Genomic DNA, 26,085 nt, shown 5'->3' with positions numbered 1-26,085 from the left:
TGCAGTGACGTACGAGGAGTTCGCCGACGCGCGGTTGGGCGCCCTGCTGCGGTACGCGGTCATGCTGACCGGAGACCCGCACCAGGCCCAGGACCTGGTGCAGGACACCATGGTCCGGGTCCAGCTCAACTGGCGGCGGGTGGCTCGCAGCGACGCCCCGGAGCGGTACGTGCGCCGCATGCTCACCAACCAGTTCATCGACTGGCGGCGCGGCTCCTGGGCGCGGCGCGTGCTGCTGCGCGGCGAGGTCGACGACTCGGTGCCCGCCACGGCCGACCACGCCCAGTCCGCTGTGGACCGCGACCAGGTCCGGTCCTGGCTGTCCCGGTTGCCCCGGCGGCAGCGCGCCGCCCTGGTGCTGCGCTACTACGAGGACCTGCCGGACGGGGAGATAGCCGAAATCCTCGGCTGCGCCGTGGGCACCGTCCGGTCCAGCATCTCGCGTGCGCTGGCCACCCTCCGAGCCGAAGTCGTGGAGGTCTGCTGATGATCGAGGACGAGCTGCGGGCCACCTTCGCCCGCCTTGAGGAGTTGACCCCGCCCTCCGGGCCGGTCCGGGCCGCCGTCGACCGGGCCGTGGTCCGGCGCCGTACGCGCCGTCGGCGCGTACGCCTGGCCGGCACGGCGCTGGCGGTCACCGCCGTCGCGCTCGCCGGCTTCACGGCCTTGGCGCCCCGGCCACCGGCGCCGCCGACGGCGCTTCCGGCCGCCACGCCGGAGCCCGCGCCCAGCGGAGCGCTGAACGTGCTGCTGCTCGGCGTCGACCAGGTCGCCGGCAGCCGCCGTGCCGACTCGATCCTGCTGGTGCACGTGCCGGCCGACCGGAGCCGGCTCTACCTGGTGTCGCTCCCGCGCGACCTGCTGGTGCCGATGCCGTCGAACGGAGGGAAGGAAAAACTCAACGCGACCTTCTCCCGCGCCGCCGGCTCGGGCACCGACCTGGCCGCCGGCTTCCGGGCGACCCGCCAGGCGGTCGACCGGCTGACCGGGGTACGCGTCGACGCCGGCGCGGTGCTCACCTATTCAGGAACACGGGAGCTGACCGACGCGGTCGGCGGCGTACCGGTCTGCCTGCCAGAGCCGGTGCGCTCGGTGCACACCGAGCGGCGTTTCCCGGCCGGATGCCAGCGACTCGACGGCGCGGCGGCGGTGGACCTGCTGCGGCAGCGGTACGGCCTGCGCGACGGCGGACTGGACCGCGACCGCAACGCGGTGCGCTACGCCGCCGGCCTGCTCCGCCAGATGCGCGAGCGGGGAACGATGACCGATCCGGCGCAACTCGGCCGCCTGCTCGTACGGATCGGCCCGGCCGTCACGATCGACGCCGGTGAGCTGTCGTTGCCGGCGCTGGTGGGCGCGACCGGCCGGGCCGGCGCCGCCGAACCGGTCGCGCTCGCTCTCCCGGTGCGCGACGAGTGGACCGGCCGTGGGTTCGAGCCGGACCCGGCGCTCGCGCCGGGATTCCTGGACGCGTTGCGCGCGGATCGGCTGGCGCAGTGGGCCGCCGCCCACCCCCGCCAGGTCACCGCCCTGCGGTGACCTGGCGTCAGGATCAGCGGTAGTCGTCCTCGTCGGCGGTGACGACGCGGGCCTGCTCCATGGCGTCCCAGTCGTCGACCTCCATGCCGCGGTGCGGCTCGCCGTCGGTGTCGTCGGTCACCGTGGTGGCCTGCTCGACCGCGTCGGCCGGCTCGGCCTCCAGATCCCGCTCCTCCGGGGCGAGGTGGTCACCGGGCGCGAAGTCCTCGTCGGGCTGCCCCATCGTCCCTCCCTGATCTCCGTGCGGGCATCGTCCCCACCACCGTACGGGCTGGTCCGGGCCGCCGCCCGGTGGCGGGCGGAACGCGGAGTCGGCGATTGTCCCGCTCCCGCCGCGCGGCCGGTGCCAGGATGGTTGCCATGGGCTTTCTGATCCGACTGGCGATCACCGCGGTCGCGTTGTGGATCGCGACGCTGATCGTGCCCGGGGTGGACGTGAGCGGCCGTAACACCGGCAACAACGTGCTCACCCTGATCGTGGTGGCGCTGGTCTTCGGTGTGGTCAACGCGGTGCTCAAGCCGCTCATCAAGGTGTTCGGCTGCGTGTTCTACCTGCTCACACTCGGCCTGTTCGCGCTCGTGGTGAACGCCCTGCTGTTCCTGCTGACCGACTGGATCGCCGGGGTGCTGAAGCTGCCCTTCCACGTGGACGGCTTCTGGGCCGCCTTCTGGGGCGCCATCGTGGTCGCGGTGGTGAGCTGGCTGATCAGCGTCGTCGTGCCGGACCGGCTGGAGAATCGGTGAGCGGCGTCCGGGCCGGTTGTGCCCCGCTCGCGCTCCTACGGGATACTGCCCGCGGTGGACAGCGCGGTCCGGCGCACCCGTGGACGTCAGCGGCCGGAACGGTCGCCTCCATGGAAGACAGCGGCCTGCACGGCCGAGAGCGGTAAGTAAGGAGCGTTCGACATGCCCATCGCTTCCCCTGAGGCTTACGCGGAGATGCTGGACCGGGCCAAGGCCGGCCGGTACGCGTACCCCGCGATCAACGTGACCTCCTCGCAGACGCTGAACGCGGCGCTCAAGGGCTTCGCCGACGCGGAGAGCGACGGCATCATCCAGGTCTCCACAGGCGGCGCGGAGTACCTGTCCGGCCCGTCCGTGAAGGACATGGTGACCGGCGCGGTGGCGTTCGCCGCGTACGCGCACGAGGTCGCCAAGAAGTACCCGGTGAACATCGCGCTGCACACCGACCACTGCCCGAAGGACAAGCTGGACAAGTTCGTCCGGCCGCTGATGGCCATCTCCCAGGAGCGCGTCAAGGCCGGCCAGGAGCCGCTGTTCCAGTCGCACATGTGGGACGGCTCGGCCGTGCCGGTGGCGGAGAACCTGGAGATCGCCGAGCAGCTGCTCGCTGAGGCCGCCAAGGGCAAGATCGTCCTGGAGATCGAGGTCGGCGTCGTCGGCGGCGAGGAGGACGGCGTCGAGAACGCCATCAACGACAAGCTCTACACCACCGTCGACGACGGCCTGGCCATGGTCGACGCGCTCGGCCTGGGCGAGAAGGGCCGCTACATGGCGGCGCTGACCTTCGGCAACGTGCACGGCGTCTACAAGCCGGGCAACGTCAAGCTGCGCCCCGAGGTGCTCAAGCAGATCCAGGACGCGGTCGGCGCCAAGTACGGCAAGGACAAGCCGCTCAGCCTGGTTTTCCACGGCGGCTCCGGCTCGCTGCTCTCGGAGATCCGGGAGGCGCTGGACTACGGCGTGGTGAAGATGAACATCGACACCGACACCCAGTACACGTTCACCCGCCCGGTCGCGGACCACATGTTCCGCAACTACGACGGCGTGCTGAAGGTCGACGGCGAGGTCGGCAACAAGAAGCTGTACGACCCGCGCGTCTGGGGCAAGGCCGCCGAGGCCGGCATGGCCGCCCGTGTGGTCGAGGCCTGCGAGCACCTGCGCTCCACCGGCACCACCATGAAGTGACCCTTCGCGTGTAAGGAAGGGCCCCTTGTTAACCGCTGTGGTTAACAAGGGGCCCTTCCTCTACCGGAGGCGTTAAAAGGGGGCCCTTCCTTTCACCGCACCAGGAGGGTGACTGCCTCGCGGGCGTCGTCGGTCAGGTGGATCGTGTGCGACAGGTCGCCGAACGGGGACGCGGCGAACAGCGGCCGCAGCAGCGACTCCACCGGCAACTCCGTGGTCCAGTACGTGCGGTCCAGGAAGACGTACGCCCCGCTCGCCCCGTCCGTGCCGTAGAACGTCTTCGTGGCCGCCTGGAACACCTCCTGCACGGTGCCGGCCCGGCCGGGCGCGAACACGATGCCGCCCCGGGCCAGCCGCAGGATCGTGTCCTCCCGGATGGCGTTGGAGAAGTACTTGGCGATCCGCCCCGCGAACAGGTTCGCCGGCTCGTGGCCGTACAGCCAGGTGGGGATGGCCAGCCCGCCGGAACGGGCCCACTCGGTGCCGGGGGCCGACGGGCGGGGCGAGGGCAGCGACGGGCCGTCCGCGTACCGCTTGCGCACCGCCAGCGCCGCCGCCGTGTACCGCTCGTGGTCGGTGAAGTCCGGCGCGACGGCGAGCGTGTCGATCGCGGCGGACAGCTCCTCGGCCGGCCAGGCCGCGAGGAACGCGCCGAGGTTCGCCGCCTCCATCACGCCGGGACCGCCGCCGGTCACCACCAGGCGGTCGGCCCGCGCCAGCTCCCAGCCCAGCACCGCCGCCATCCGGTACGCGGCGCTGCCGCGCTGTACCGCGTGCCCGCCCATCACACCCACCACCGACTGCGGCCCGTGCGCGGCCAGCCACGACCGGGTGGCGTCGGCGAGCGCGTTGTCCACGCCGTGGTCGTGCAGCCGCTGACCGAGCGCCTCGCGTACGTCCGGCAGCGCGCCGCCGTGCGCCCGGAAGTGCGCGTACACCCGGGTGTCGTACATCCCGGCGAACCCACCCTCGGCGAACCCGGCGGCCAGCTCGTCGGCGGTGTAGAGGTGCGACGGCTGGGTCGGGTAGGGCAGCCCGGAGAAGGGCGGGACCACGTTGGCGCCCCGCCGGACCAGGTCCGCCCCGACCTCGCGGCCGGCGAAGCGGCAGCCCACGAAGAGCGTGCCGGTGACGTCGACGTCGCGCAGGTCGGGAACCGGGTCGAGGTCGAGGCGCAGGCCCTGCACGGTCAGCCCGGCCAGGGTCCCTCCGGCCAGCCGCTGCTCGAACGCGGTGCGGGTCTCGATCTCGTTGACGTGGGGGGCGTGCGGCTCGATGACGTCCGCGGGTGGTGGGGTCGGCACCCCGTCATCCTGCCCCCGCACGGCAAGTGCCGAAACCGGGGCGGGAACGACAGGAGCCCGGCGGGCACGCCGCCGGGCTCCTGCGTAACCGGGTCCTGGGGAGGCTCCGGATCTGTATTTGTAGTGCAAGAACCACGCCGGCGGCATGGGCCGCGGGTACGTGCGCTCCCGCCGCAGGCGTGACGAAACCCTCAGCCGTTCAGCCAACCGTACGGGCGAGGCCCCTCGCGTACCCGAGGGCGAAGCGGGTTGAATGGGGCGATGCAGAACCTGTTGCCTGAGCCACCGGCCACCCTGCTCCCGACCCACGAGGAGGCCGACGCCGCGCTGGCGGCGGCGGCCGAGCAGGGCACCGACGAGGCGTACGCCGAGGTCGCGGCCCGCTTCCCGACCTACAGCGCGGCCTGGGGGGCGCTGGCCGGCCGCTCGCTCGCCGCGGATCAGGTCGTGACGGCGTACGCGTACGCCCGCACCGGCTACCACCGGGGCCTGGACCAGCTGCGCCGCAGCGGCTGGAAGGGCCACGGCCCGGTGCCCTGGTCGCACGCGCCCAACCAGGGCTTCCTGCGCTGCCTCTACGTGCTGTCCCGCGCCGCGGGGGAGATCGGTGAGGCGGACGAGGCGGCCCGCTGCGCCCAGTTCCTCCGCGACTGCGACCCGGCCGCCGGGGACGCGCTGTCCGGCGACTGACCCGCCCCGCGACGGCCGGCATCTTGCGGCCGGCCGTCGCGCCCGTCCCTACAGCCCTTCGGCCACCGACGCGGCGATCTTCAGCCAGGCGTCCCGGGTGGCGGAGGAGAGCTGCCCGTACCGCAGCGGCTCGCCGGTGTCGATGAGCCGCTCGTACGGCGCCAGCAGCACCGCCCGGGTCCGGGCCGCGAAGTGGGCCTGGATGGCCGGCAGGTCGATCTCCTTGCGGGACGGCGGCATCGACACCACGGTGACCGCCTGCCGGACCAGCCGCTGCCGGCCGCTCTGCTCCAGGTGGTCGAGCATCCGGGCGGCGGTCTCGGCCGAGTCGTTGCGGGCCGACATGGTCACCACGAGCTGGTCGGTGGCGTCCATCGCGGCCTGCCAGTTCTGCGCCCGGACGTTGTTTCCGGTGTCCACGAAGATCAGCTTGTAGAACCGGCTGACCACCTCGCGGATCTCGGCGAACGCGGCGGCGGTGAGCATCTCGCCGCCGGTCGCCGACTCGTCCGAGGCGAGCACGTCGAACATGCCCTCGCCCTGCGAGCGGACGTACTGCGACAGGTCGCCGACCCGGCCGTGCGGCCCCTGGAACTGGGCCAGGTCGCGCAGCATGTCCCGGACAGTACGGGCGTGGAAGTCCTGCTGCGCCCGCATGCCGAGGGTGCCCTGGGTCTCGTTGTTGTCCCAGGCCAGCACGTAGCCACCGCGCTTCTGGCCGAACGTCATGGCGAGCAGCAGGATGGCCACCGTCTTGCCGGCGCCGCCCTTCGGGTTGACCACTGTCACCTGGCGCAGCCCGCCGAAGTTGCGGCGGACCATCTCGATGTCGCGCTTCACCTCCTGCTCGTGCCGCCCGGGCGCGAGCCGGACCAGCCCGATCTTGTTGACCACCGCGCGTACGCCCATGGTGGCCACCGGGTCGACCGGGCGGACGTGGCGGCGGCGGGCGAAGTCCTCGGCGGTCGGTGGCACCGCCTGCTGCGGCGTCCAGCCCTGCTCCGGGTACGCCGGTGGGGGCGCGGCCGGACCGGACACCGGCGGGGCAGTCGCCTGCGGCGGCACCGGGGCACCCGGCTGCGGCGCGCCTGCCTGCGGCGGGCCGGCCTGCGGCGTCCAGCCGGGCGGCGGGTACCAGCCGGGCTGGCCGGGTTGCGGCTGGTACCCGCCCTGGGGGTAGCCGTTGCCGTAGGGCGAGGGCGGCGCCGGCACGCCCGGCGACGGTGGGAACGGCCCGAGGCGCGGCGGCTCCGGCGCGGGCTCACCCGACGGCGGCGTGTCCGGCCCGTGCGACGACGCCCCGGTGACCGATGCCCGGCCGGAGGCCGGGGCGGTGTCGGGCGGCGGGAGCGGAGTTCCGGCGACCGAGGCCCGGCCGGAGACGGTGCCGTCGGCCTGCACGACCCTCGGCGCGTCGGTACCGGACCCCGGCGTGGCGCCGTCAGCGGGAACGGGGTCCGGCGCGGAGTCGGCGGTGGCTCGCTGCGGCGGCTGGGCCCACGGCGACGCCGCCCGACCGTTCCCGCCGCCCTCGCCGTCCGGGTCGGCCGTTCCCGGCGTGACGGCGGACTGCGCCGTTGTCCGCGTGTCGTTCGGGTCGGCTGTTGTCCGCACGTCCGCCGGGTCCACCGACGTCCGCGTGGCGGCCGCGCCAGGATCGGGCGCGGCCTGCGACACGGGATACGCGGCGGCCGGGTCGGGCTCCGGCGCGGCCCGCGACGCGGGATACGCGGCGGCCGTGACCGGTGCGCCCGGTCCCGGCTGGGCCGGCGCCGGGCCGGTAGGCGGCTGGTCGAGCGTGAACGGCAGGTCCAGGTCGACCGCGGGCGCCGGTGGCCCCGGGACGTCCGCCGCCGGCGGCGTCGCAGCGTCGGCCGGCGGGAGCGGCCAGGGTACGGCCGCCCAGGGCGGGGCGGTGACCGCACCGTCGGTCTCCTCCGGCGGCCAGAGCGGCTCGACGTCGCGCTCCGGCACCTGCCCTCGACCCGGCACGTGGGCCCGGTCGTCGTTGTCGTGCACCACGGTTCCTCCCCATTCCTTCCGCCGAGGATAGGCGGTACGGCCAGCGGCGCGAGCCGGGCGGGGATCGACCGAGGTCAGCCCGTCCAGACCGCCCAGGCCCCCGGCTCGGTCCACCAGGAGCGTTTGCGGGTCAGCTCGCCCTCGACGCCGTCGTCGAGGAAGGGCACCTTCTCGTCGCGGGGCACCACCGCCACCGCACGTCCCCGCGCCCGGCGAACCTCCAGCCGGACCTTCTTCCGGCCCAACGCCGACCGGGTCACCACTGGCACGGCGACCCCGACCGTCACCCGGCCGTCGGCCGGGTCCGGACCGGCCAGCAGGTCCACCTCGCCGAGGCGCCCGTACCCGCCCGCGTTGCCGATCGCACAGGCGGTGATCGGCTCGGAGCCGTCGCTGAGCACCGTGCCGTCGACCTCGACCCGGGCCCGCCAGTGCAGCGGCCGGCCGGCGTCGTCGGCGGCGCCGAGCAGCGCGCCGTCCAACGTCACCGAGCCGCCGTCGTTGCGCAGCAGGTCCAGCCGCCGGGGGGTGCCGTCCAGCACCGCCGCGGCGACCCCGGCCGGGTCCCGGGGCAGCCCGAGCTGCGCGGCCAGGTCGCGCGCCGTCCCGGACCGGGCCGGATCGAGCGGGAGTACGCCGACCGGGGGCAGGTCGGGCACCGTCCGGTTCTCGGCCAGGTCCGCGGGGCGGCGGCTCGGCGGCGGAGCGTACCTGCGCACCAGCCGGCGCAGGACGGCGCGCAACTGACCGTCACTCGCAGTGGCGACGATCAGCCGGGTCTTGCCGTCGGGGTCCGGCCAGGTGAGGCCGTCGACGCGCGGCGGGCCGTCGAGCCGGGCCAGCACCTCGTCGATCTCGGCGTCCGACCGGGCGGTCACCGTGGTCACCCGGGCGCCCCGGGCGGTCAGTTCGTCCGCGCAGGCCAGCACCGGTACGCGCGGCGTCTCGCAGCGCTCCTCGCCGGTCTCGGCGGCGCTGTCGTCCGCGCCGCCGCAGCAGGCGCCGCCGTTGCCGCAGCCACCACCGGGAGCGTCCCGCTCCGAGCCGAGGGTGAGCAGCACCACGTCGTACACGAAGGAGCCTCCTGCTTCTCGACCAACCCCTGCTGGTCCCGCCGTCACTACTTGTTAGCCTGACACCCCGGGCTCGCAGACCGGTCGCCACCTGGCACCCGAGCCTTCTGGAGGCGGAAAAGATGCCAGCGATCGTGCTGCTCGGCGCCCAGTGGGGCGACGAGGGCAAGGGCAAGGTTACCGACCTGCTCGGTGAGCGGGTCGACTACGTCGTGCGCTACTCCGGCGGCAACAACGCAGGCCACACGGTGATCACGCCGGACGGCCAGAAGTACGCGCTGCACCTCATGCCGTCCGGTGCGCTGTCACCGAGCGCGATGATCGTGATCGGCAACGGCGTGGTGGTCGACCCGAAGGTGCTGCTGCAGGAGATCGACGGGCTCGCCGAGCGCGGCGTGGACGTGTCCCGCCTGCGCATCTCCGGTGACGCGCACCTGATCATGCCGCACCACCGGGCGCTGGACCGGGTGGTCGAGCGCTACCTCGGCAGCTCCCGCATCGGCACCACCGGCCGGGGCATCGGCCCCGCGTACGGCGACAAGGTCGCCCGGATGGGCATCCGCCTGCAGGACCTGCTCGACCCGGGCATCCTGCGTAAGAAGCTGGAGCTGGCGCTCCGCGAGAAGAACCAGCTGCTGTTCAAGATCTACAACCGCAAGGCGATCGACGTCGAGGAGACAGTCGAGGAGTACCTCCAGTACGCCGAGCGGCTGCGCCCGTACATCGCCGAGACCCGGGTGATGCTCTGGGACGCGCTCGACCGCGGTGAGACCGTGCTGCTCGAGGGCGCCCAGGCGACCATGCTCGACATGGACCACGGCACCTACCCGTTCGTCACCTCGTCGAACCCGACGGCCGGCGGGGCGTGCGTGGGCGCTGGTATCCCGCCGACTGCGATCACCAAGGTCATCGCGGTGAGCAAGGCGTACACGACGCGGGTGGGCTCCGGCCCGTTCCCCACGGAGCTGTTCGACGACAACGGGCAGCACCTGCGCAAGATCGGCCACGAGTACGGCACCACCACCGGCCGGGAGCGCCGCTGCGGCTGGTTCGACGCCGTGGTGGCCCGGTACGCGTGCCGCCTCAACGGGGTCACCGACCTCGTGGTCACCAAGCTGGACGTGCTGACCGGCCTGGCCAAGGTGCCGATCTGCGTCGGGTACGAGATCAACGGCGAGCGGTTCGACGACATGCCGATGACGCAGACCGACTTCCACCACGCCACGCCGATCTACGAAGAGCACGACGGCTGGTGGGAGGACATCACCAAGGCGCGGACCGAGGACGAGCTCCCCGAGAACGCGAGGCGCTACATCGCCCGCATCGAGGAGCTGACCGGCACCCGCGTGAGCGTGGTAGGTGTGGGCCCAGGCCGAGAGGAAAACGTCCTCCGCCACCCCCTCCTCCCCTAACCTCCTTTCTGCTGTTGATCAAGGAGTTTGTGTCCGATCCGGCGTCGGATCCGGACACAAACTCCTTGATCACCGGGGCGGGCGCGGGGTGGGCGTCCGGGGTTATCCACAGGGTTGTCCACAGGGGTGTCGGCTGTGGGGTGGCGCGGGGGAGCCTGCGCGTGTGGGTGAATTCGACGAGTTGACGCGGCTGGCTGCGGGGCAGGGCGGGTTTGTCACCGCTGGGCAGGCGTTGCGCCTGGGCCTCGGCCGGGAGCAGATCCGGTACCTCGTCCGGGCCGGGCGATGGACGCGCGTCTCGCGCGGCTGCTACCTCCCGTCCGCCGGGCCGACGGCGGTGGCGCTGCGGCGTGTGCGCATCCGCGCCGCGATCGCGAGCCTGGGGCCGGGTGCGGTCGCCGTGCTCGACACCGCCGCCGAACTGCACGGCATCGGCGGCCTTCCGCCGACGGCGGCGATCCACGTCTCGGTGCCGCCGGGTCGGCCGCACGTGCAGCGCCGGGCGGAGCCGGGACTGACGGTGCACCAGTTGACGCTCGCCGACGCGGACGTGTGCCGGGCCGGCGGCGTACCGGTCACCACACCGGCGCGGACCGTTGCCGACGTGTTGCTGCGGGCTCGGCGCTACCCGGCGGTGTGCGTTCTCGACTCCGCGCTCAACCAGGGGATCCTGGCCGAGGACGACCTGCCCCTGGTGCTCGCGCATCTTGCGGGACGCCGAGGGGCGGTCGCCGCGCGGGAGTACCTGGCCGAGGCGGACGGCCGGGCGCAGTCGCCCCTGGAGACGCGCGCCCGGCTCCGGTGTGTCGACGGCGGCGTCCCGCCGGACACCCTGCAACTCCCGGTACGGGACGAGGACGGTTACCTGCTCGGCATCGGGGACCTGGCATGGCGGGGCGCTCGGGTGATCGCGGAGGCGGACGGCCGGGCCCCGCACCTGACCCCGGAGGCCGTCTACGCCGACCGTTTCCGGCAGAACCGCCTGGTCAACGCCGGCTGGCGAATCCTCCGCTTCACCTGGTCCGACACCCTGCGCCCCGACTACATCCCCCAGACCGTCGGACGCGCCCTGCGCCAGAGCCGCCAGCGCGGTTGATCAAGGAGTTTGCGGACTCTCACCCCCGGATCTGGGACGCAAACTCCTTGATCAACGGGGTGGGGTGGGGTGGTCAGTAGGATGCGGGGTCGTGCGCGTACTTCTTGTGGGTGGTGGTGGGCGGGAGCACGCTCTCGCGCTCGGACTGGCCGGTGACCCGGCTGTCGAGGCGCTCGTCGCGGCTCCGGGCAATCCGGGGATCGCGGCCGTGGCGCAGCTGCGGGAGGTGACACCCACCGACCCGGCCGCCGTGGCGGCCCTCGCCGTCGAGGTCGCGGCGGACCTGGTGGTCATCGGCCCGGAGGCGCCGCTGGTGGCGGGCGTCGCCGACGCGGTACGCGCCAAGGGCATCGCGGTGTTCGGCCCGAGCGCGCAGGCGGCCCGGCTGGAGGGGTCGAAGACGTTCGCGAAGGACGTGATGACCGCTGCCGGTGTGCCGACCGCGCGCGCGTACACCTGTGAGGACGCGGCGGCCGTGGCGCGGGCGCTGGACGAGTTCGGCGCGCCGTACGTGGTTAAGGACGACGGGCTGGCCGCCGGCAAGGGCGTGGTGGTCACCGACGACCGGGCCGCCGCCGAGCGGCACGCCGCGGAGTGCGGCCGGGTGGTGATCGAGGAGTACCTGTCCGGTCCCGAGGTCTCCCTGTTCGTGGTCACGGACGGCGAGGCGGCGGTGCCCCTGCTGCCCGCGCAGGACTTCAAGCGCGTCGGCGACGGCGACACGGGCCCGAACACGGGCGGGATGGGCGCGTACGCGCCGCTGCCGTGGACTCCGCCGAACCTGGTGGACGACGTGATCCGCGACGTGGTGCACCTGACGCTCGCCGAGTTGCGCCGCCGGGGCACCCCGTTCGCCGGCCTGCTCTACGTGGGCCTGGCGATCACCCCGTCCGGCCCGCGCGTGATCGAGTTCAACGCGCGCTTCGGCGACCCGGAGACCCAGGTGGTGCTCGCCCTGCTGGAGACGCCGCTGGGCGGGCTGCTGCACGCCGCCGCCACCGGCACGCTCGGCGCGCACCCGCCGCTGCGTTGGCGCGACGGCGCGGCGGTCACCGTCGTGGTGGCGGCCGAGGGCTACCCGGCGGGCCCGCGTACCGGTGACGTGATCACCGGCGCGGACCGCGCCGGGATCATCCACGCCGGGACCCGCCGCGACGCCGACGGCACGTTGCGCTCCGCCGGTGGCCGGGTCCTCTGCGGTACGGCGACCGGCCCGGACCTGGCGGCCGCGCGCGACGCCGCCTATGCCCTGGTACGCGAGGTGGAGCTGGCCGGTTCCCACCACCGCACCGACATCGCGGCGGCGGCGGTGGACGGCCGGATCGCGATTCCGAGCTGACGGCGGGCGGGGCGGCGGGCGGCAGCGTGCCGAGTTCCGCCCCGATCATCGCTTGGGCGGTCCGGCTCAGTTCCTCGCTCTTGGCGTCCGTCGCGGTGATCGAGTACTCGACGCGGAACTGGCCGTCCCGGGTGGCGGCGACGCCGCCCAGGTAGCCGTAGCGGCTGCCGGTCTTGAGCCAGAGGTCGTGGCCGGGTGAGGCGATGATCGGCGGGGGAAGCCGGAGCTGTACTGGCCGATGGTGCCGTCGGGGGAACTCCGGCCGGGTGAACATCTCGGTCAGCCACGGCTCGGGCACGACCTGGCCGGCGAACAGCGCGTTCGTGAAGGTGTCCAGGTCGGACCGGCTGGAGACGAGGTCACCGGAGGCCGGCGGAGGGTCTGGCTCCACCTGCGGTCGTCCTCGGTGGTAACCCGGGGGACGCGACCGTAGTGGCCCGGCCACGGAGGGGCAGATGAGGTTCCCGGCTGATGGTGCCCCGGTCACCGGCCTCGTTGCCGGTGTACCGGTCACCTTCCTCGTCTGCGGATCAACAGGGCGAGCACGCTGAACGCCGCGCCGACGATGGCGCCGACGACGCGCACCCCTTCGGTGGCGGTGGCGCCGACGTCCACGCCGGACCCCGCGAGCAGGGTCAGCAGCAGGACGGTCAGCAGTCCGCTGCCCGCGATCGTCCAGATCCACCGTTCGGGGCCGCCATGGCGACCGTCGCCGTTTCCGCCCCCTGTGTCACCCGGGACCGGTAACCCCATGCCGCGCATCCCTCCGCCGGTGCCGGCGTGGTCGACGCCGGCCGTTCCAGAAACCTGCTCACACTCATACATGGACAGTAAGCGATGGGAGCACGTAAATGGGAGGTTCCCGATGAGATTCCCATGCAGATATCGGCATGCCTGCATGGCGTGGGGGCGGACGGTGACAGGAACGACTCAGTCGAAGTAGCGGCGCAACTCCCGGCTCAGCACCTTGCCGGTGGCGTTGCGCGGCAGGTACTTGACGAACACCACGTCCCGGGGCACGGAGAAGCGGGCCAGGTAGCGCCGGACGTACTCGCGGACCGCCTCCGGGTCGAGCGTCTCGCCCGGTCGCAGCGCCAGGAACGCGGCCAGCCGCTGGCCGTAGTCGGGGTCCGGGACGCCGATCACCGCGACCTCGCGGACCTGCGGCAGCCGGGCGATCAGGTCCTCCACCTCGGACGGGAAGACGTTCTCGCCGCCGGAGACGATCATGTCGTCGGCCCGGCCGTCCACGAAGAGCAGGCCTTTTGCGTCCAGCCGGCCGAGGTCGCCGGTGTCCAGGAGACCGTCGCGGCTCTCCCGCCCGACGCCCGAGGTGTAGCCCTCGAAGAGCATCTCGTTGCCCACGAAGATCCGCCCGACCTCGCCGTCCCGGACGGGACGGCCGTTCTCGTCCAGGATCGCCAGCCGGGTGCCGTGCGGTGGCCGGCCCGCCGTGTTGGGCGCGGCGCGCAGTTCGCGTGGGCCGGCGATGGAGGCCCAGGAGACCTCGGTCGAGCCGTAGAGGTTGTACAGCACGTCGCCGTAGCGGTCCATGAAGGCGGTGGCCAGGTTGCCGGGCAGGGCGGATCCGCTGACCGCCACCACCTTGAGCGGGGGCCGGGGCTGCGGCGGCTCGACCTCCATGAGCCGTTGCAGCATCACCGGTACGGCGAACATCGCGTCGCACCGCTGGTCGACGAGCGCGGTCAGCGTGGCGGCGGGGTCGAAGCGGCGGTGCAGCACGACCGTGGCGCGCAGCGCGAACGAGACCTGGAGGGCGGCGTACCCCCAGGTGTGGAAGATCGGCGCGGCGATCATGGTGGTGTTCCGCGCGTGCAGCGGGATGCGGTCGATGATGGACACCAGCGGGCCGAAGCCGTGCGGGGTGGGGCGGCGGGCGCCCTTGGGCGCGCCGGTGGTGCCGGAGGTCAGCACTATGGTGCGGCCGTCCCGCTCGGGCGGCTGGAGTTGTTCGCCGGGGACCGCGGCGGCGATCAGCTCCTCGTGCCGCCGCTCGTCGACCCGGTGCACCTCGGCGGGGAGGCCGAGGACGCGCTCGGTGAACTCGCCGTCGTGGACCAGGGCGCGCAGGCCCTGTTCCTCGGCCACGGTGCCCAGTTGTGCCGCGGACAGGCCGGTGTTGACCAGGACGGCGTCCGCGCCGAGCAGCATCGCGGCGACTATCGCCTCGATGAGGCCGTGGTGGTTGCGGCAGAGCACGCCGACCCGGTCGCCGGTCTGTACGCCGAGGTGGGACCGGAGAGAGCGGGCCAGCCGTTCGGAGCGCTCCAGCAGTTCCTGGTACGTCATGGTGGCGCCGCGCTCGTCGACGACCGCGACGCGGCCGGGGTCGCGGGCGGCGGCCTGGCGCAGCTCCCCGGCGAGGCTCCAGCCCCACCGGCGCAGCGCGTTGAGCTGCGAGACGACCCGGATCGGGCGGCCCGGGGTGAGCAGTCCACGGCGGGTCAGCGTGGCGGCGATGAACGGCAGGTCCAAGGCGCAACTCCTTCGCGTTCGTGGTTCGTCGACCAGGCTCCGGACGGGTCGGCCGTCCAGTTTTGCGTGATCTTGCGCCCGATCGCGGGTCGGGTCGGCCAGGCGGGGGCACCCGGCCCGCGACGGCGCTGTCTGTTGTCGCGGGCCGGGTGGTGGCCGCCGGCGGTCAGCGGATCTGCATCCCGGAGATGGCCCGGGAGATGACCAGCCGCTGGATCTCGGAGGTGCCCTCGAAGATGGTGTAGATCTTGGCGTCGCGGTACCACCGCTCGACCGGGTGGTCGCGCAGGAATCCCGCGCCGCCGAGGAGCTGGACCGCCTTGTCGGTCACCGAGACGGCAACCTCGCCGGCCTTGAGCTTGGACATCGAGCCCTCACCGGCGGCGAACGGCCGGTTGTTGCGGCCCATCCAGGAGGCGCGCCAGACCAGGAGCCGGGCCGCGTCGATCTCCATCTTCATGTCGGCGAGCGCGAACGCGACCGCCTGGTTGGTGATGATCGGGCGTCCGAACTGGACCCGCTCCTTGGCGTAGTCCAGGGCGTACTCGTAGGCGGCGCGGGCCACGCCGAGCGCCTGCGCGCCGACTGTCGGGCGGGACAGCTCGAACGTACGCATCGCCGCCTGGCCGGAGGCACGCTGCCCGGACCGGGCGCGGGCCAGGCGCTCGTCGAGCGCGTCCTTGCCGCCGAGCAGGCAGCGGCCCGGCACCCGGACGTCGTCGAGGAAGACGTCCGCTGTGTGCGAGGCGCGCAGCCCGAGCTTGCGCAACTTGCGGGTGGCGGTCAGACCGGAGGTGCCCGGGGGTACGACGAACGCGGCCTGCCCGCGCGAGCCCAGCTCGGGGTCGATCGAGGCGGTGACCACGTGCACTCCGGCGATGCCGCCGTTCGTGGCGTACGCCTTCTGCCCGTTGAGCACCCACTCGTCGGTGGCCTCGTCGTAGACGGCGCGGGTACGCATCGACCCGACGTCGGAGCCGGCTTCCGGCTCGCTCGTGCAGAACGCGGCGACGGCCGGGGAGTCGACGTCGCCGAAGCACTGCGGCACCCATTCGACGAGCTGGTCGGGGGTGCCGGCGCCGTAGATCGCGGCGACCGCGAGCGAGGTACCGAAGATGCTCAGGCCGATGCCGGCGTCACCCCAGAAGAGTTCCTCGCTGGCGATCGGCAGGGAGAGGCCGGTGGGGTCGGCCCAGCAGGTGGCGAGGAACTCGAAGCCGTACAGGCCGACCTTCGCCGCTTCCTGGATGATCGGCCACGGGGTCTCCTCCCGGGCGTCCCACTCGGCCGCGGCCGGGCGCACGACCTCGGCTGCGAAGCCGTGCACCCAGTCGCGTAGATCCCGCTGTTCCTCGTTCAGGTCGAGCGAGAACTCGGCCATGTCAGGCCTTGGGGATGTCGAACAGGTTGGCGATGTTGGCGGCCAGGCCCAGGTCGCCCTTGGCCTTCAGCTTGCCGGTCATGAACATCATCACCGGGTTGGCGGCGCCGGTGATGATCTTCAGGAACTCGACCGGGCCCATGGTGAGGCTCAGCTTCGGGTCGCGGGTCGGGGTCTCCGAGGCGGTGCAGGTGCCGTTCTCGATGACGACCTCGTAGGTGTCGGTCCCACCGTCCGGGCGGCCGGTGATGTTCCAGTGGATGACCGCGTTGGTGGCGCCGGCGCGGTCGGCGCGGAACAGCGCGGGCATCCGGTTGAAGACCTCGCTGAGGATCTTGCCGCGCGACTCGCCGGACATGATCTCGGCGATCTTGGCGTCCGGGGTGGACTTGACCAGCTGCGCGAACTCCTTCGGGCCGACGTTCGCGAAGTTGGCGGGGTCGAAGTCAGTCATAAGGGATTGCACCTCTCGGGCGGGTCCGGCTTTGGTTACTCTGGCGTAACCTTACGCACGGGTAGGTATGCTCGCAAGAGTGTCCAGCACACCGACCTTCAAGCGCCTTCCCCGCGCCGTACGCGAGCAGCAGATGCTCGACGCGGCGGTGAAGGTGTTCTCCCGCCGCGGCTTCCACGCCGCCAGCATGGACGAGATCGCCGACGACGCCGGCATCTCCAAACCGATGGTGTACGCCTACCTCGGCACCAAGGAAGAACTCTTCATCGCCTGCCTGCACCGGGAGAGCACCCGGATGATGGAGGCCATCGCCGGCGCCGCCGCCCCCGACCTGCCCGCCGACGAGCGGCTCTGGCGCGGGCTGCGCGCGTTCTTCGGCTTCGTCGGCGCACACCGCGACGGCTGGGCCGTGCTCTACCGGCAGGCCCGCGGCTCACAGCCGTTCGCCGCCGAACTCGCCGCCATGCGGGGACGGCTGGTCGAGGTGGTCGCCGGCATGCTCGACAACGCGCTGCGCGCCGCCGGACGGGAGGTCGGCGCCACCGACCTGGAGGTGGTCTCGTACGCGCTCGTCGGCGCCTCCGAGTCGCTCGCCGACTGGCTGGCCGACCACCCGGAGGCCGACGCCGGCAAGACCGCCACCCGGATGATGAACGTGGCCTGGCTCGGCGCCGACCAGCTGTTGCGCGGCGTGACCTGGCACCCCGGCGCTGTGTAAGGAAGGGCCCCTTCTTAACGCCTCCGGTAGAGGAAGGGCCCCTTGTTAACAGTCGCGCCGAGCGGCGGCCCGCCGGTGCGCCCGCCGCCGCGCCCACCGGACCGCCTCGAACAGACCGGTGACCGCGAGCGAGATGGCGACCCCGGCGAGGAGCCCGGAGACGGGGTTGTGCTCGAACGCCAGGCCGCCGAAGTAGCCGAGCAGCGCGCAGTAGATCCCCCAGGTCGAGCAGGCCAGCGCGTCGTACAGCAAAAACATCCGCGCCGGGTAGCGGACCGCGCCCATGGTCAGCGTGACGGCGGTCCGGCCGCCGGGCACGTACCGGGCGGTGGTCAGGATCATCCCGCCGCGCCTGTCGACGGCCCGGCGGGCCCACTCGGAGCTGGCCCGCCGCCGGCTGTCCGCGGGAAGCCGGGCGAGCCGGTGCGCGCCGCCGCCGCGCCCGATCGCGTACGAGATGTGATCGCCGAGAAGCGCGCCGAACGCGGCGGTCACGATCACCAGCACCAGGTTCGGCTCGCCGCCCGCCGCGAAGACCCCGGCCGTGATCACCACCGTCTCGCCGGGTACCGCCGGGAAGAACGCGTCGATCGCGGTGACCGCGATGATCAGCAGATACACCCACGGTGAGGTCACCGTGTGGTGCAGCAGGTCGAGCACGTCCCCCATGCACCCATGCTCGGGGGTGCGGTGTTAAGCAGGGGCCCTTCCCATACAAAAGGCGTTAACAAGGGGCCCTTCCTTCTCCTCGGCCGTGGGCCCGCGCGACGTGAGCACCACCGGCGCCCCCAGCGCCTCCGAGACCGCCGCCGGCCAGTCGTCCGGCGACTCGCCAAGCACCGGCCGAGCCCGCAGCAGCCGCTGCGTGAGCGCCGCCTGCCGGTCCAGGTCACCAGCCGGCCCGGGGACGAGCCGGTCCAGGTCACCAGCCGGCCCGGGGACGAGCCGGTCCAGTTCTTCGTACCGGCGGCAGATCCGCAGCTCGGGGCCGGCCAGGTCGAGGTGGGTCAGCGCCAGTCCGTCCACGCCACCTGCCACCTCCAGCGCGTACCGGTGGGCGACCGCGTCGAAGTGCCCGAACCGGAATCGCCCCTGCCAGGGGTTCGTCCCGTTGTGCCGGTCGGTGAACGGCAGCGCCGCGTCCTCGGTGACCAGCGGCCCGGGGCCGTGCCGGGTGGTGGTCGTGCGCAGCACGCCGAGCCGCTGCGCGGTCCCGGCCATGCCCGCCTCGGCGAGCAGCGTCTCGGCGTTGGCGAACGTCGTGGTGCTCCACGTCGTGTACGGGTGAAAGCCGTGCCACTCGTCCAGCAGCACCCCCTGGGCGCCCTCGAACACGCAGGTGCCCTCGCGCAGCGCGGACGCCAGCCAGGTCCGGTCGACGATCGCCACCCGGCGCGCGAAGGCCGCGTACGCGGGCAGGCAGTCCTCCACCGGCGGCGCGTCCAGCGGGCCCAGCTCGGCGGTGAGCCGGTCGCGCAGCGCGGTCAGCCGGCGGCGCAGCACCGCCGGGCGGCGGCAGTCCGCCACCCGGGGCGCCTCGTCGGGGTGGGCGAGGCCGTACGCGACAGCCTCGCCCACCCCGAGCCCGCAGGAGCCGTGCCGGTCGGCTCCCCGGGCGATCTCCCGGGCGCGGTTGGCGGCCCGGTGGTACGGGGTGGCGAGCAGCGCCTCCCCGTCCACGGTCAGTCGGTCGAGCGCGTCGGGCACGCCGACCGACGCGAGGTGGTCGGCCTCGGCGGCCAGCGCCAGCGGGTCCACCACGACGTGCCGCGCCAGGTGTGTCCGTACGCCCGGACGGAACGTCCCGGCGCCGAACTGCGCGAACGTGTGGTGCCGCCCGTCGCGCAGGACGACGTTGTGCGCCGCCTGCGCGCCCCCGTTGAAGCGGATCACCGTGTGCACCTGCCGGGTGGCGCAGAGCAGGTCCACCACTGTGCCCTTGCCGGCGTCGCCGTAGCCGAGGTCGACCACCATCACGTGGTTCACAGCCGGGTGACCCCGCTTCCGCCGTCGGCGGGGCTGAACGGCAGCGTCGCCACCGCGCGCCGCCCGGAGCCGACCTGCGCGAGGGCCTTCGAGACGGTCCGGGTGGCCGTCGAGCCGGCCCGGTCCAGGTCGCGCAGCCCGGCGTCCAGGTCGATGGCCTGCTCGCCGAGGCCGACGGTGAGCGCGATCGTCTCGCAGACCGCGTCCAGGTCGTCCAGCTCGACTGCGTTCTGTCCGAGCAGGCCGCGCCAGAAGTCCAGCACCTTGCGGTTGCCCGCGTAGTGGCTGCCGGCCGGGAGCAGGTAGTAGGTGTCCCAGCGCGCGGTCACCTCGTCCACGATCTGCCGGACCGGCATGTCCTCGCGCAGGTCGTCGCCGATCAGCCGGGCCACCTCCGCGCCCTTGACCCCCGGGTACGCCAGCTCGTCGCCGATGATGAACAGGTAGCCGCGCCGGCCGCGCTTGTCCCAGCTGTCGGTGGCGGTGTGCCGGGCCATGAAGTAGAGCGCCAGCTCGTACGACTCCATCATCTGGCCGCCTCCGCCGCCCTCCAGCACGATCCGGCCGAGGTCGTCGTCCATCCGGTTGTCGGACTCGAACTGCCCGATCTGCAACGGCACCCGGTCGCAGGTGGCGTCGCCGATCGCGCCGAACATGACCTGTGGGTCCTTCGCGTACCCCTGGCGCAGCAGCAGGCCGAGCAGCTGCGGCAGCTTGCTCTGCAGCACGCGGGGCACGTGCCCCATCGAGCCGGTGACGTCGAACAGCACGGCGATCGGCGTCGACTGGGGGTGTTCGGCGGAGTCTCGGCTCTCCCGCAGCGCGTCGCGCGGGTCGAGCGCCGGGTGCACCTTGCGGGCGCCGCTGTCGCTGTACGAGAACGCGCTCTTGCCGGTGCGGCGCCGGTAACGGTCGGCGGCGTCGTACACGTCGGTGGACCAGATTCCACTGCCCATGGCAGCCTCCCTAGGGGTTGAGGGTGAAGGGTCGGAAGGTGCGCGGCCCGTACAGCCGGTGCAGCACCTCGTCGAGTTCGCGCAGCAGCCGCCAGGCGTCGTCGGGCCGGGTGGCGAGCGCGGCGCCCTGGCATCCGTCGGCGAAGGCGCGTAGCTCGCGCGGCGCGCGGTCGCCCATCAGCCAGGTCATGCAGCGGGCGGCGAGCGCGATGTCGGTGCCGGGCCCGCACTGCCGCTTCGCGGCGACCTCCGGCGGATACCAGTCCTCATGGCCGGGCACCAGCGCCGGCACGAGCCCGCCCGGCTCGGCCGAGAAGCACCAGTCGACGAGCACCAGGCCGTGCGCGTCCGGCTCGATCAGCACGTGCCGGGGCAGCACCGCGCCGTGCACCACGCCGGCCCGGTGGGCCAGGCCGAGCGCCACGAGCAGCCGCCGCCACATCCAGGCCGCGTCGCGCGGGTCCAGCCCGTCCGGGTACGCGCGGCGCACGTCGTCCAGGCTGCGCAGCCCGGGTACGGTGACCAGCTCGTTGACCTGCCGTTGTACGCCTGTCGACGGGTCGCGCGCCGGGTAGGAGTCGACGAGCCTCGGCACGTACGCGAGGTGCTTGGCGTCGCCGCGCTCGGCGATGCGGCGCAACGCGCGTGCCTCGCGGGCCATCAGGTCGTTGTCGCCGGGGTGCCGGCACACCTTCGCCAGGTGATAAGAAGGGGCCCCTCCTCTACCGGAGGCGTTAACAGGGGGCCCTTCCTTTCGTTCGTGCAGGGTGGCGACGTCGCCGGTGTACGCGGGGGCGGGGGTGCGCCAGCGCGTGGTGACGGTGATCAGCGCTTCGGCGGCGGCGGCGCGTACCAGCGGGTCGGCCGCGCCCAGCCGGTCGGGGTGCAGCGCGCCGACCAGCTCGCGGTAGCGGCGGGCCGGTTCGTCGGCGCCGAACAGGTCGGTGTCGGTACGCGCGGCCGTGACCAGCCGGATCGCCTCTTCGGTCCTCACCGCACCGTCTCCTCCCGGGCGGGGCGCAGCAGCGCCGGGTGCAGCAGCCGGGCGTCTCCGGCGCGGTAGAGCTTGGCCCGGGGGCCGCCGCGCGCGCCGCCGCGTTCGGTGCTGGCGCCGGTGCTCTCCACGAATCCGGGCACCGAGAGCACCTTGCGGTGGAAGTTGCCGGCGTGCAGCGGGTGGCCCCAGACCGTCTCGTAGACCTCGCGCAGCTCGGTGACTGTGAACTCGGGGGCGAGGAAGCGGGTGGCCAGCGGCGTGTACTCCAGCTTGGAGCGGGCCCGCTCCAGCCCGTCGTCGATGATCCGGCCGTGGTCGAAGGCGAGCTGCCGGCTGGTCAGCGCGGTCACCGGCAGCCAGATCGCGTCGTCGGCGTCGGTGTCGGCGACCGGGTCGGGCAGGTCGGGGGCGAACGCCAGGTGCGCGACCGAGACCACCCGCATGCGCGGGTCGCGGTCGGGCGCGCCGTAGCTGCCGAGCTGTTCCAGGTGTACCCGGCGCAGCCGCTCGCCGCCGAGGCCGGTCTCCTCGGCCAGTTCGCGCCGCGCGCCGGCGGTCAGGTCCTCGTCCGGCTGGACGAAGCCGCCGGGCAGCGCCCAGTGCCCCTCGTAGGGCGGCGCGCCGCGGCGGATCAGCAGCAGGTGCAGCGCGCCCTCGCGGATGGTCAGGGCGACCACGTCGACGGTGACCGCGACCGCCGGGTAGTCCCGGGGGTCGTATCCGGCGAGGAAGTCCTGCTCGTTCACTGCGATCACTCTCTCAGGTTGAGAACAACTCAATCTGAGAACAACTTAGCGCCGAAAAGAGGGGACGGCAAGTCCCCTCTTTCGCTCAGCGCATGGAACCGGTCAGATGCGGCCTTCCGTCCCGGGCGCTGTGCAGCGCGAAGTCCCAGCCCGCGTCGGCCGGTGAGGCGCTGAACGCGACAGTGGACGGCAGCGGCACCGGCAGCTTGAACGCCACGTCCACCGTGTACGCCTCCGGCAGCCGGGGCGCCAGGGCGGCCAAGCAGCGGGCCTTGCTCCACATCCCGTGCGCGATCGGGCGCGGGAAGCCGAACAGCCGCGCGCCCAGCTTCGAGGTGTGAATCGGGTTGTGGTCGCCGGAGACGCGCGCGTAGTCCGTACCCACGCGGGGCGTCACCCGCCACTGCGCGGAGAAGGCCGGCGGCGCCGGGCGGTCACCCCGGTCGCGCCGCGGGCCGCCGCCGGACGCGCGCTCCTTCCCGAGGTACGTGGACACGCCGCGCCAGACCTCCTCGCCGCCGATCGATCCGATCAGCACCACGTCGAGCTGGCGGCCCCGCTCGTGCGGGCGCAGGTTCTCCGCGTACGTGTGGAAGTCGACGCGCTCGCCGACCTCGACCGGGCGGTGGACGGTGATCCGGTTGGCCACGTGCACCACGCCGGTGAGCGGGATGGGGAAGCCGGGGCTCGTCATCAGCCGCAGCGACAGCGGAAACCCGAGCACGTGCAGGTACGTCGCCGGCAGCCGGTCGGTCAGCCGGAACCCGCACACCCGGTCGTAGTCCGCCAGATGCCCCTGATCCACAGCGACCCCGGCTACGGCGAGTTCCAGCCCCGGCACGTCGGCCCCCCGCCGCCCCCCGACTCCGGGAACCACTCCCAGCAGCGCCCGCCGATAAAGCGCCCCACTGGCAGGCAACCGCTCCAGCGCCACCCGCCGCCGCCCGCCCTCGGGCCCTACCCCCTCACCCCGTCGATCATGAAGTTGGCTGCCTTGTGGATCTCCAGAAGTGCCGTCAACTTCATGATCGTCGGAGGTGGGGCGGGTGGGGGTGGGGTGGGCCTGGGTGCGGGCCAAGGCCGCGGCTCGGGCTGCCGTGAGGTCGCGGGTGGGGCCCTCGATCAGGTCGTGCAGGCTGAGGTCGTCGTCCTCGTGGTCGCGGGCTGCCATCACGCCCCCAGCAGGCTCTGGCCGCAGACCCGGACCACGTTGCCGCTCACCGCGCCGCTCGCCGGCCAGGAGAGCCAGCCGATCGTCTCGGCCACGTCCACCGGCAGGCCGCCCTGGGCCATGCTGTTCATCCGCCGTCCCGCCTCCCGGATGGTCAACGGGATACGCGCGGTCAGCCGGGTCTCGATGAAGCCCGGCGCGACAGCGTTCAGGCTGATCCCGCGTTCGCGCAGCACCGGGGAGAGCGAGTCGACAAGGCCGATCACACCGGCCTTGCTCGTGGCGTAGTTGGTCTGCCCCCGGTTGCCGGCGATCCCGGCGATCGAGGAGACCGACACGATCCGGCCGCCGGCCGGGATCAGGTCGCGTTCCAGCAGCACGTCGTTGATGCGCTCCTGACTGGACAGGTTCACGTCGATCACCGAGTCCCACCGGTCGGCGTCCATCCGGCCCAGCGTCTTGTCCCGGGTGATGCCCGCGTTGTGCACCACCACGTCAACCCGCCCGTGCCGGGACGCCAGGTGCTCCGCCAGCCGGGTCGGCGCATCAGGCGCGGTCAGGTCGAGCTGCACCGCGCTGCCGCCGATGTCGTTGGCGACAGCGGCCAGCTCGTCCCCGGCCGCCGGGATGTCCAGCGCCACCACCTGCGCGCCGTCGCGGGCCAGCACCTTCGCCAGCGCCGCCCCGATGCCCCGCGCCGCGCCGGTCACCAGCACCACCTGCCCGTCCAGCGGCCGGTCCCATTCGGCCGGCGCGACGGCGGTGCCGGCACCCACCCGGATCACCTGGCCCGAGACGTACGCGGACCGGCCGGAGAGCAGGAACCGGAGCGTGGACTCCAGGCTCACCGGGGTGCCGGCGTCACCCTCGCGGGTCACGTAGACCAGCTGGGCGGTGACGCCCCTGCCGAACTCCTTGCCGATACTGCGGGTCAGGCCCTCCAGCGCACGCTGGGCGGTAGCCTCCCGAGGGGAGCCGCACTCGGCCGGCGGCGTGCCCAGCATGATCACCCGGCCGCTCGGCACCAGCGAGCGGGCCTGCGGGTGGAAGAAGTCGTACAGCTGGCGCAGCCCGGTGGAGTCGGTGATGCCGCTGGCGTCGTACACCAGGGCCGCGAAGCGGCGGTCGGCGTCGTGCGCGGCGACCGGGTCGGCCAGCTCGACCCCGGCGGCGGTCAGGATCTTCCCGGCCGGCTCGGCGATCCGGCCACCGGCCGAGGAGCCGAGCAGGACCGGCCCGGGAACGAGCGGGTCGCCCGGCGTGTGCCGGCGCAGTCGGGGCGGGTCGGGCAGCCCGAGGCGCTTGACCAGCGCGCGACCGGCCCCCGTCTGGACGAAGCTCGCGTACCTGTCGGTCATAGGCGTAGCCTACTGGCGAGTAGGGTTCGGGCAACAGTTTCGAGGGAGGCCGATCGTGCAGAGTGTCCGGCGGGTCGCGGTCATCGGGGGCAACCGCATCCCCTTCGCCCGGTCCAACTCGCGCTACGCGCACGCGTCGAACGCCGACATGCTCGGCGCGGCGCTCGACGGGCTGGTCGCCCGGTTCGGGCTGGCCGGCGAGCGGCTCGGCGAGGTCGTGGCCGGCGCGGTGCTCAAGCACTCCCGCGACTTCAACCTCACCCGTGAGGTGGTGCTCGGCTCCCGGCTCGACCCGCACACCCCCGCGTACGACATCCAGCAGGCCTGCGGCACCGGCCTGGAGGCCGCCATCCTGGTCGCCAACAAGATCGCCCTCGGGCAGATCGAGGTCGGCATCGCCGGTGGCGTCGACACCACCTCGGACGCGCCGCTCGCCGTCAACGAGGACATGCGGCGCACCCTGATCCAGCTCAACTCCGCCCGTACGCTCGGCGAACGGCTCAAGATCGCGGCGAAGCTGCGCCCGCACCAGCCGTTCAAGCCGGACATCCCGCGCAACGCCGAGCCGCGTACCGGACTGTCCATGGGTGAGCACGCGGCCCGCACCGCGCTGCGCTGGAACGTCGACCGGACCGCGCAGGACGAACTCGCGCTGCGCTCGCACCAGCGGCTCGCCGCGGCGTACGACAAGGGGTTCTTCGACGACCTGATGACCCCCTACCTGGGGCTGACCCGCGACCAGAACCTCCGCCCGGACACCAGCCTGGAGAAGCTCGGCTCGCTCAAGCCGGTCTTCGGCGCCTCCGGCGCGGACGCCGAGCAGGCCACCATGACCGCGGGCAACTCCTCGCCGCTCACCGACGGCGCGTCGACGGTGCTGCTCGCCTCCGAGGAGTGGGCCAAGGCGCACAACCTGCCGGTGCTCGCGTGGTTCTCCTGGTCCGAGACCGCCGCCGTCGACTTCGTGCACGGCGACGAGGGGCTGCTGATGGCCCCCGCGTACGCGGTGCCCCGGATGCTGGCCCGCGCCGGGCTCAGCCTCCAGGACTTCGACTTCTACGAGATCCACGAGGCGTTCGCCTCCCAGGTGCTGGCCACGCTCGCCGCGTGGGCGTCGCCGGAGTTCTGCAAGGAGCGCCTCGGCCTGGACGCGCCGCTCGGCTCGATCGACCGCGACAAGCTCAACGTCAACGGCTCCTCGCTGGCGGCCGGACACCCGTTCGCCGCCACCGGCGGCCGGATCGTCGCCACGCTGGCCAAACTGCTCGACCAGAAGGGGAGCGGGCGCGGCCTGATCTCCATCTGCGCGGCCGGTGGGCAGGGCGTCACAGCCATCCTGGAGCGCTGACGGCTTCCGGCAGGGCTGCGGTCCCGGCCGCAGCCCTGCTCCACGTTTCCGCCGGTGCCCGGAGCAACCC

Annotated in this window: 25 protein-coding genes; 10 read left to right on the top strand and 15 right to left on the bottom strand. The window is 73.1% G+C overall.

The window, feature by feature from the left end; translation table 11 throughout:
- Positions 1–4 precede the first annotated feature (4 nt).
- A complete protein-coding gene (locus ACSDG8_RS16515; protein WP_210892430.1) occupies positions 5–487 on the top strand; it encodes a SigE family RNA polymerase sigma factor in 483 nt (160 codons plus the stop codon).
- Positions 487–1,539, top strand: coding sequence for an LCP family protein (locus tag ACSDG8_RS16510; protein ID WP_210892433.1), 1,053 nt, complete (start codon positions 487–489; stop codon positions 1,537–1,539). Before ACSDG8_RS16515 ends, ACSDG8_RS16510 begins: the two co-directional genes overlap by 1 nt.
- Before the next feature lie 13 nt (positions 1,540–1,552).
- Here ACSDG8_RS16510 and ACSDG8_RS16505 read toward each other — a convergent pair whose 3' ends face one another.
- Positions 1,553–1,762, bottom strand: a complete 210-nt coding sequence (locus ACSDG8_RS16505) for a hypothetical protein (protein WP_210892435.1) — start codon at positions 1,760–1,762, stop codon at positions 1,553–1,555.
- A gap of 137 nt (positions 1,763–1,899) precedes the next feature.
- On the opposite strand from ACSDG8_RS16505, the gene ACSDG8_RS16500 reads away from it, so the two are divergent.
- A complete protein-coding gene (locus tag ACSDG8_RS16500) occupies positions 1,900–2,283 on the top strand; it encodes a phage holin family protein (RefSeq protein WP_184680857.1) in 384 nt (127 codons plus the stop codon).
- Between the two features lie 162 nt (positions 2,284–2,445).
- Complete coding sequence (gene fbaA, locus ACSDG8_RS16495; RefSeq protein WP_210892437.1) at positions 2,446–3,468, top strand: class II fructose-bisphosphate aldolase; 1,023 nt, start codon at positions 2,446–2,448, stop codon at positions 3,466–3,468.
- Positions 3,469–3,560: 92 nt separating this feature from the next.
- Here fbaA and ACSDG8_RS16490 read toward each other — a convergent pair whose 3' ends face one another.
- On the bottom strand, positions 3,561–4,772 hold the full coding sequence (locus tag ACSDG8_RS16490) for an LOG family protein (RefSeq protein WP_210892439.1): 1,212 nt from the start codon (positions 4,770–4,772) through the stop codon (positions 3,561–3,563).
- 261 nt (positions 4,773–5,033) lie between these two features.
- Between ACSDG8_RS16490 and ACSDG8_RS16485 the strand changes: the two genes are divergently transcribed.
- On the top strand, positions 5,034–5,462 hold the full coding sequence (locus ACSDG8_RS16485; RefSeq protein WP_210892440.1) for a DUF3151 domain-containing protein: 429 nt from the start codon (positions 5,034–5,036) through the stop codon (positions 5,460–5,462).
- Positions 5,463–5,510: 48 nt separating this feature from the next.
- On the opposite strand, the gene ACSDG8_RS16480 is transcribed toward ACSDG8_RS16485, so the two are convergent.
- On the bottom strand, positions 5,511–7,484 hold the full coding sequence (locus ACSDG8_RS16480; RefSeq protein WP_210892442.1) for a MinD/ParA family ATP-binding protein: 1,974 nt from the start codon (positions 7,482–7,484) through the stop codon (positions 5,511–5,513).
- Between the two features lie 74 nt (positions 7,485–7,558).
- On the bottom strand, positions 7,559–8,557 hold the full coding sequence (locus ACSDG8_RS16475) for a diacylglycerol kinase family protein (protein ID WP_439427031.1): 999 nt from the start codon (positions 8,555–8,557) through the stop codon (positions 7,559–7,561).
- Between the two features lie 122 nt (positions 8,558–8,679).
- Here ACSDG8_RS16475 and ACSDG8_RS16470 point away from each other — a divergent pair, with 122 nt between their 5' ends.
- From ACSDG8_RS16470 to purD, 3 genes are all read left to right on the top strand, one after another.
- Complete coding sequence (locus ACSDG8_RS16470) at positions 8,680–9,969, top strand: adenylosuccinate synthase (RefSeq protein WP_184680869.1); 1,290 nt, start codon at positions 8,680–8,682, stop codon at positions 9,967–9,969.
- 163 nt (positions 9,970–10,132) lie between these two features.
- Positions 10,133–11,065 (top strand): type IV toxin-antitoxin system AbiEi family antitoxin domain-containing protein, encoded by a 933-nt coding sequence (locus ACSDG8_RS16465; protein ID WP_439427030.1) that lies wholly within the window; start codon positions 10,133–10,135, stop codon positions 11,063–11,065.
- A 91-nt stretch (positions 11,066–11,156) separates the two neighbouring features.
- Entirely contained in the window at positions 11,157–12,404 is a 1,248-nt protein-coding gene (gene purD / locus ACSDG8_RS16460; protein WP_210892448.1) for a phosphoribosylamine--glycine ligase, read from the top strand.
- A gap of 510 nt (positions 12,405–12,914) precedes the next feature.
- Here purD and ACSDG8_RS16455 read toward each other — a convergent pair.
- The 4 genes from ACSDG8_RS16455 to ACSDG8_RS16440 form a co-directional block, all read right to left on the bottom strand.
- Positions 12,915–13,157, bottom strand: coding sequence for a hypothetical protein (locus tag ACSDG8_RS16455; protein ID WP_210892450.1), 243 nt, complete (start codon positions 13,155–13,157; stop codon positions 12,915–12,917).
- Between the two features lie 177 nt (positions 13,158–13,334).
- Positions 13,335–14,900, bottom strand: a complete 1,566-nt coding sequence (locus tag ACSDG8_RS16450; RefSeq protein WP_210892452.1) for an AMP-binding protein — start codon at positions 14,898–14,900, stop codon at positions 13,335–13,337.
- 166 nt (positions 14,901–15,066) lie between these two features.
- Positions 15,067–16,281, bottom strand: a complete 1,215-nt coding sequence (locus tag ACSDG8_RS16445; protein WP_064447943.1) for an acyl-CoA dehydrogenase family protein — start codon at positions 16,279–16,281, stop codon at positions 15,067–15,069.
- Between the two features lies 1 nt (position 16,282).
- Positions 16,283–16,735, bottom strand: a complete 453-nt coding sequence (locus ACSDG8_RS16440) for an SCP2 sterol-binding domain-containing protein (RefSeq protein ID WP_030500577.1) — start codon at positions 16,733–16,735, stop codon at positions 16,283–16,285.
- A 79-nt stretch (positions 16,736–16,814) separates the two neighbouring features.
- On the opposite strand from ACSDG8_RS16440, the gene ACSDG8_RS16435 reads away from it, so the two are divergent.
- Positions 16,815–17,453, top strand: coding sequence for a TetR/AcrR family transcriptional regulator (locus ACSDG8_RS16435; protein WP_210892455.1), 639 nt, complete (start codon positions 16,815–16,817; stop codon positions 17,451–17,453).
- Positions 17,454–17,498: 45 nt separating this feature from the next.
- Here the strand turns inward: ACSDG8_RS16435 and ACSDG8_RS16430 are convergent, their stop codons facing one another.
- The 7 genes from ACSDG8_RS16430 to ACSDG8_RS16400 all read right to left on the bottom strand — a co-directional run bounded on the left by ACSDG8_RS16430 (position 17,499) and on the right by ACSDG8_RS16400 (position 24,667).
- Positions 17,499–18,122 carry a DedA family protein gene (locus ACSDG8_RS16430; RefSeq protein WP_210892458.1) on the bottom strand — a complete coding sequence of 208 codons (624 nt, stop codon included), beginning with the start codon at positions 18,120–18,122 and terminating at the stop codon, positions 17,499–17,501.
- A 24-nt stretch (positions 18,123–18,146) separates the two neighbouring features.
- Complete coding sequence (locus ACSDG8_RS16425) at positions 18,147–19,439, bottom strand: adenylosuccinate synthetase (RefSeq protein WP_439427029.1); 1,293 nt, start codon at positions 19,437–19,439, stop codon at positions 18,147–18,149.
- Positions 19,436–20,395, bottom strand: coding sequence for a hypothetical protein (locus tag ACSDG8_RS16420; protein ID WP_210892461.1), 960 nt, complete (start codon positions 20,393–20,395; stop codon positions 19,436–19,438). Before ACSDG8_RS16420 ends, ACSDG8_RS16425 begins: the two co-directional genes overlap by 4 nt.
- Before the next feature lie 10 nt (positions 20,396–20,405).
- Positions 20,406–21,389 carry a serine/threonine protein kinase gene (locus ACSDG8_RS16415; RefSeq protein ID WP_210942623.1) on the bottom strand — a complete coding sequence of 328 codons (984 nt, stop codon included), beginning with the start codon at positions 21,387–21,389 and terminating at the stop codon, positions 20,406–20,408.
- Positions 21,386–22,144: an NUDIX hydrolase gene (locus tag ACSDG8_RS16410; protein ID WP_210892960.1), complete on the bottom strand. Its 759-nt coding sequence runs from the start codon at positions 22,142–22,144 to the stop codon at positions 21,386–21,388. Before ACSDG8_RS16410 ends, ACSDG8_RS16415 begins: the two co-directional genes overlap by 4 nt.
- Positions 22,145–22,223: 79 nt before the next feature.
- Positions 22,224–23,309, bottom strand: a complete 1,086-nt coding sequence (locus ACSDG8_RS16405) for a MaoC/PaaZ C-terminal domain-containing protein (protein WP_247678176.1) — start codon at positions 23,307–23,309, stop codon at positions 22,224–22,226.
- Complete coding sequence (locus ACSDG8_RS16400) at positions 23,309–24,667, bottom strand: 3-oxoacyl-ACP reductase (RefSeq protein ID WP_439427028.1); 1,359 nt, start codon at positions 24,665–24,667, stop codon at positions 23,309–23,311. Before ACSDG8_RS16400 ends, ACSDG8_RS16405 begins: the two co-directional genes overlap by 1 nt.
- Positions 24,668–24,722: 55 nt before the next feature.
- Between ACSDG8_RS16400 and ACSDG8_RS16395 the strand changes: the two genes are divergently transcribed.
- Positions 24,723–26,015: an acetyl-CoA C-acetyltransferase gene (locus tag ACSDG8_RS16395; RefSeq protein ID WP_439427027.1), complete on the top strand. Its 1,293-nt coding sequence runs from the start codon at positions 24,723–24,725 to the stop codon at positions 26,013–26,015.
- The last annotated feature ends 70 nt before the right edge of the window (positions 26,016–26,085 follow it).

This window comes from Micromonospora sp. LA-10 (genome assembly GCF_051853095.1).
Taxonomy (GTDB): domain Bacteria; phylum Actinomycetota; class Actinomycetes; order Mycobacteriales; family Micromonosporaceae; genus Micromonospora; species Micromonospora echinospora_A.
The sequence above is the reverse complement of the archived record's forward strand: the minus strand, read 5'-3'. Positions and strand labels throughout refer to the sequence as shown.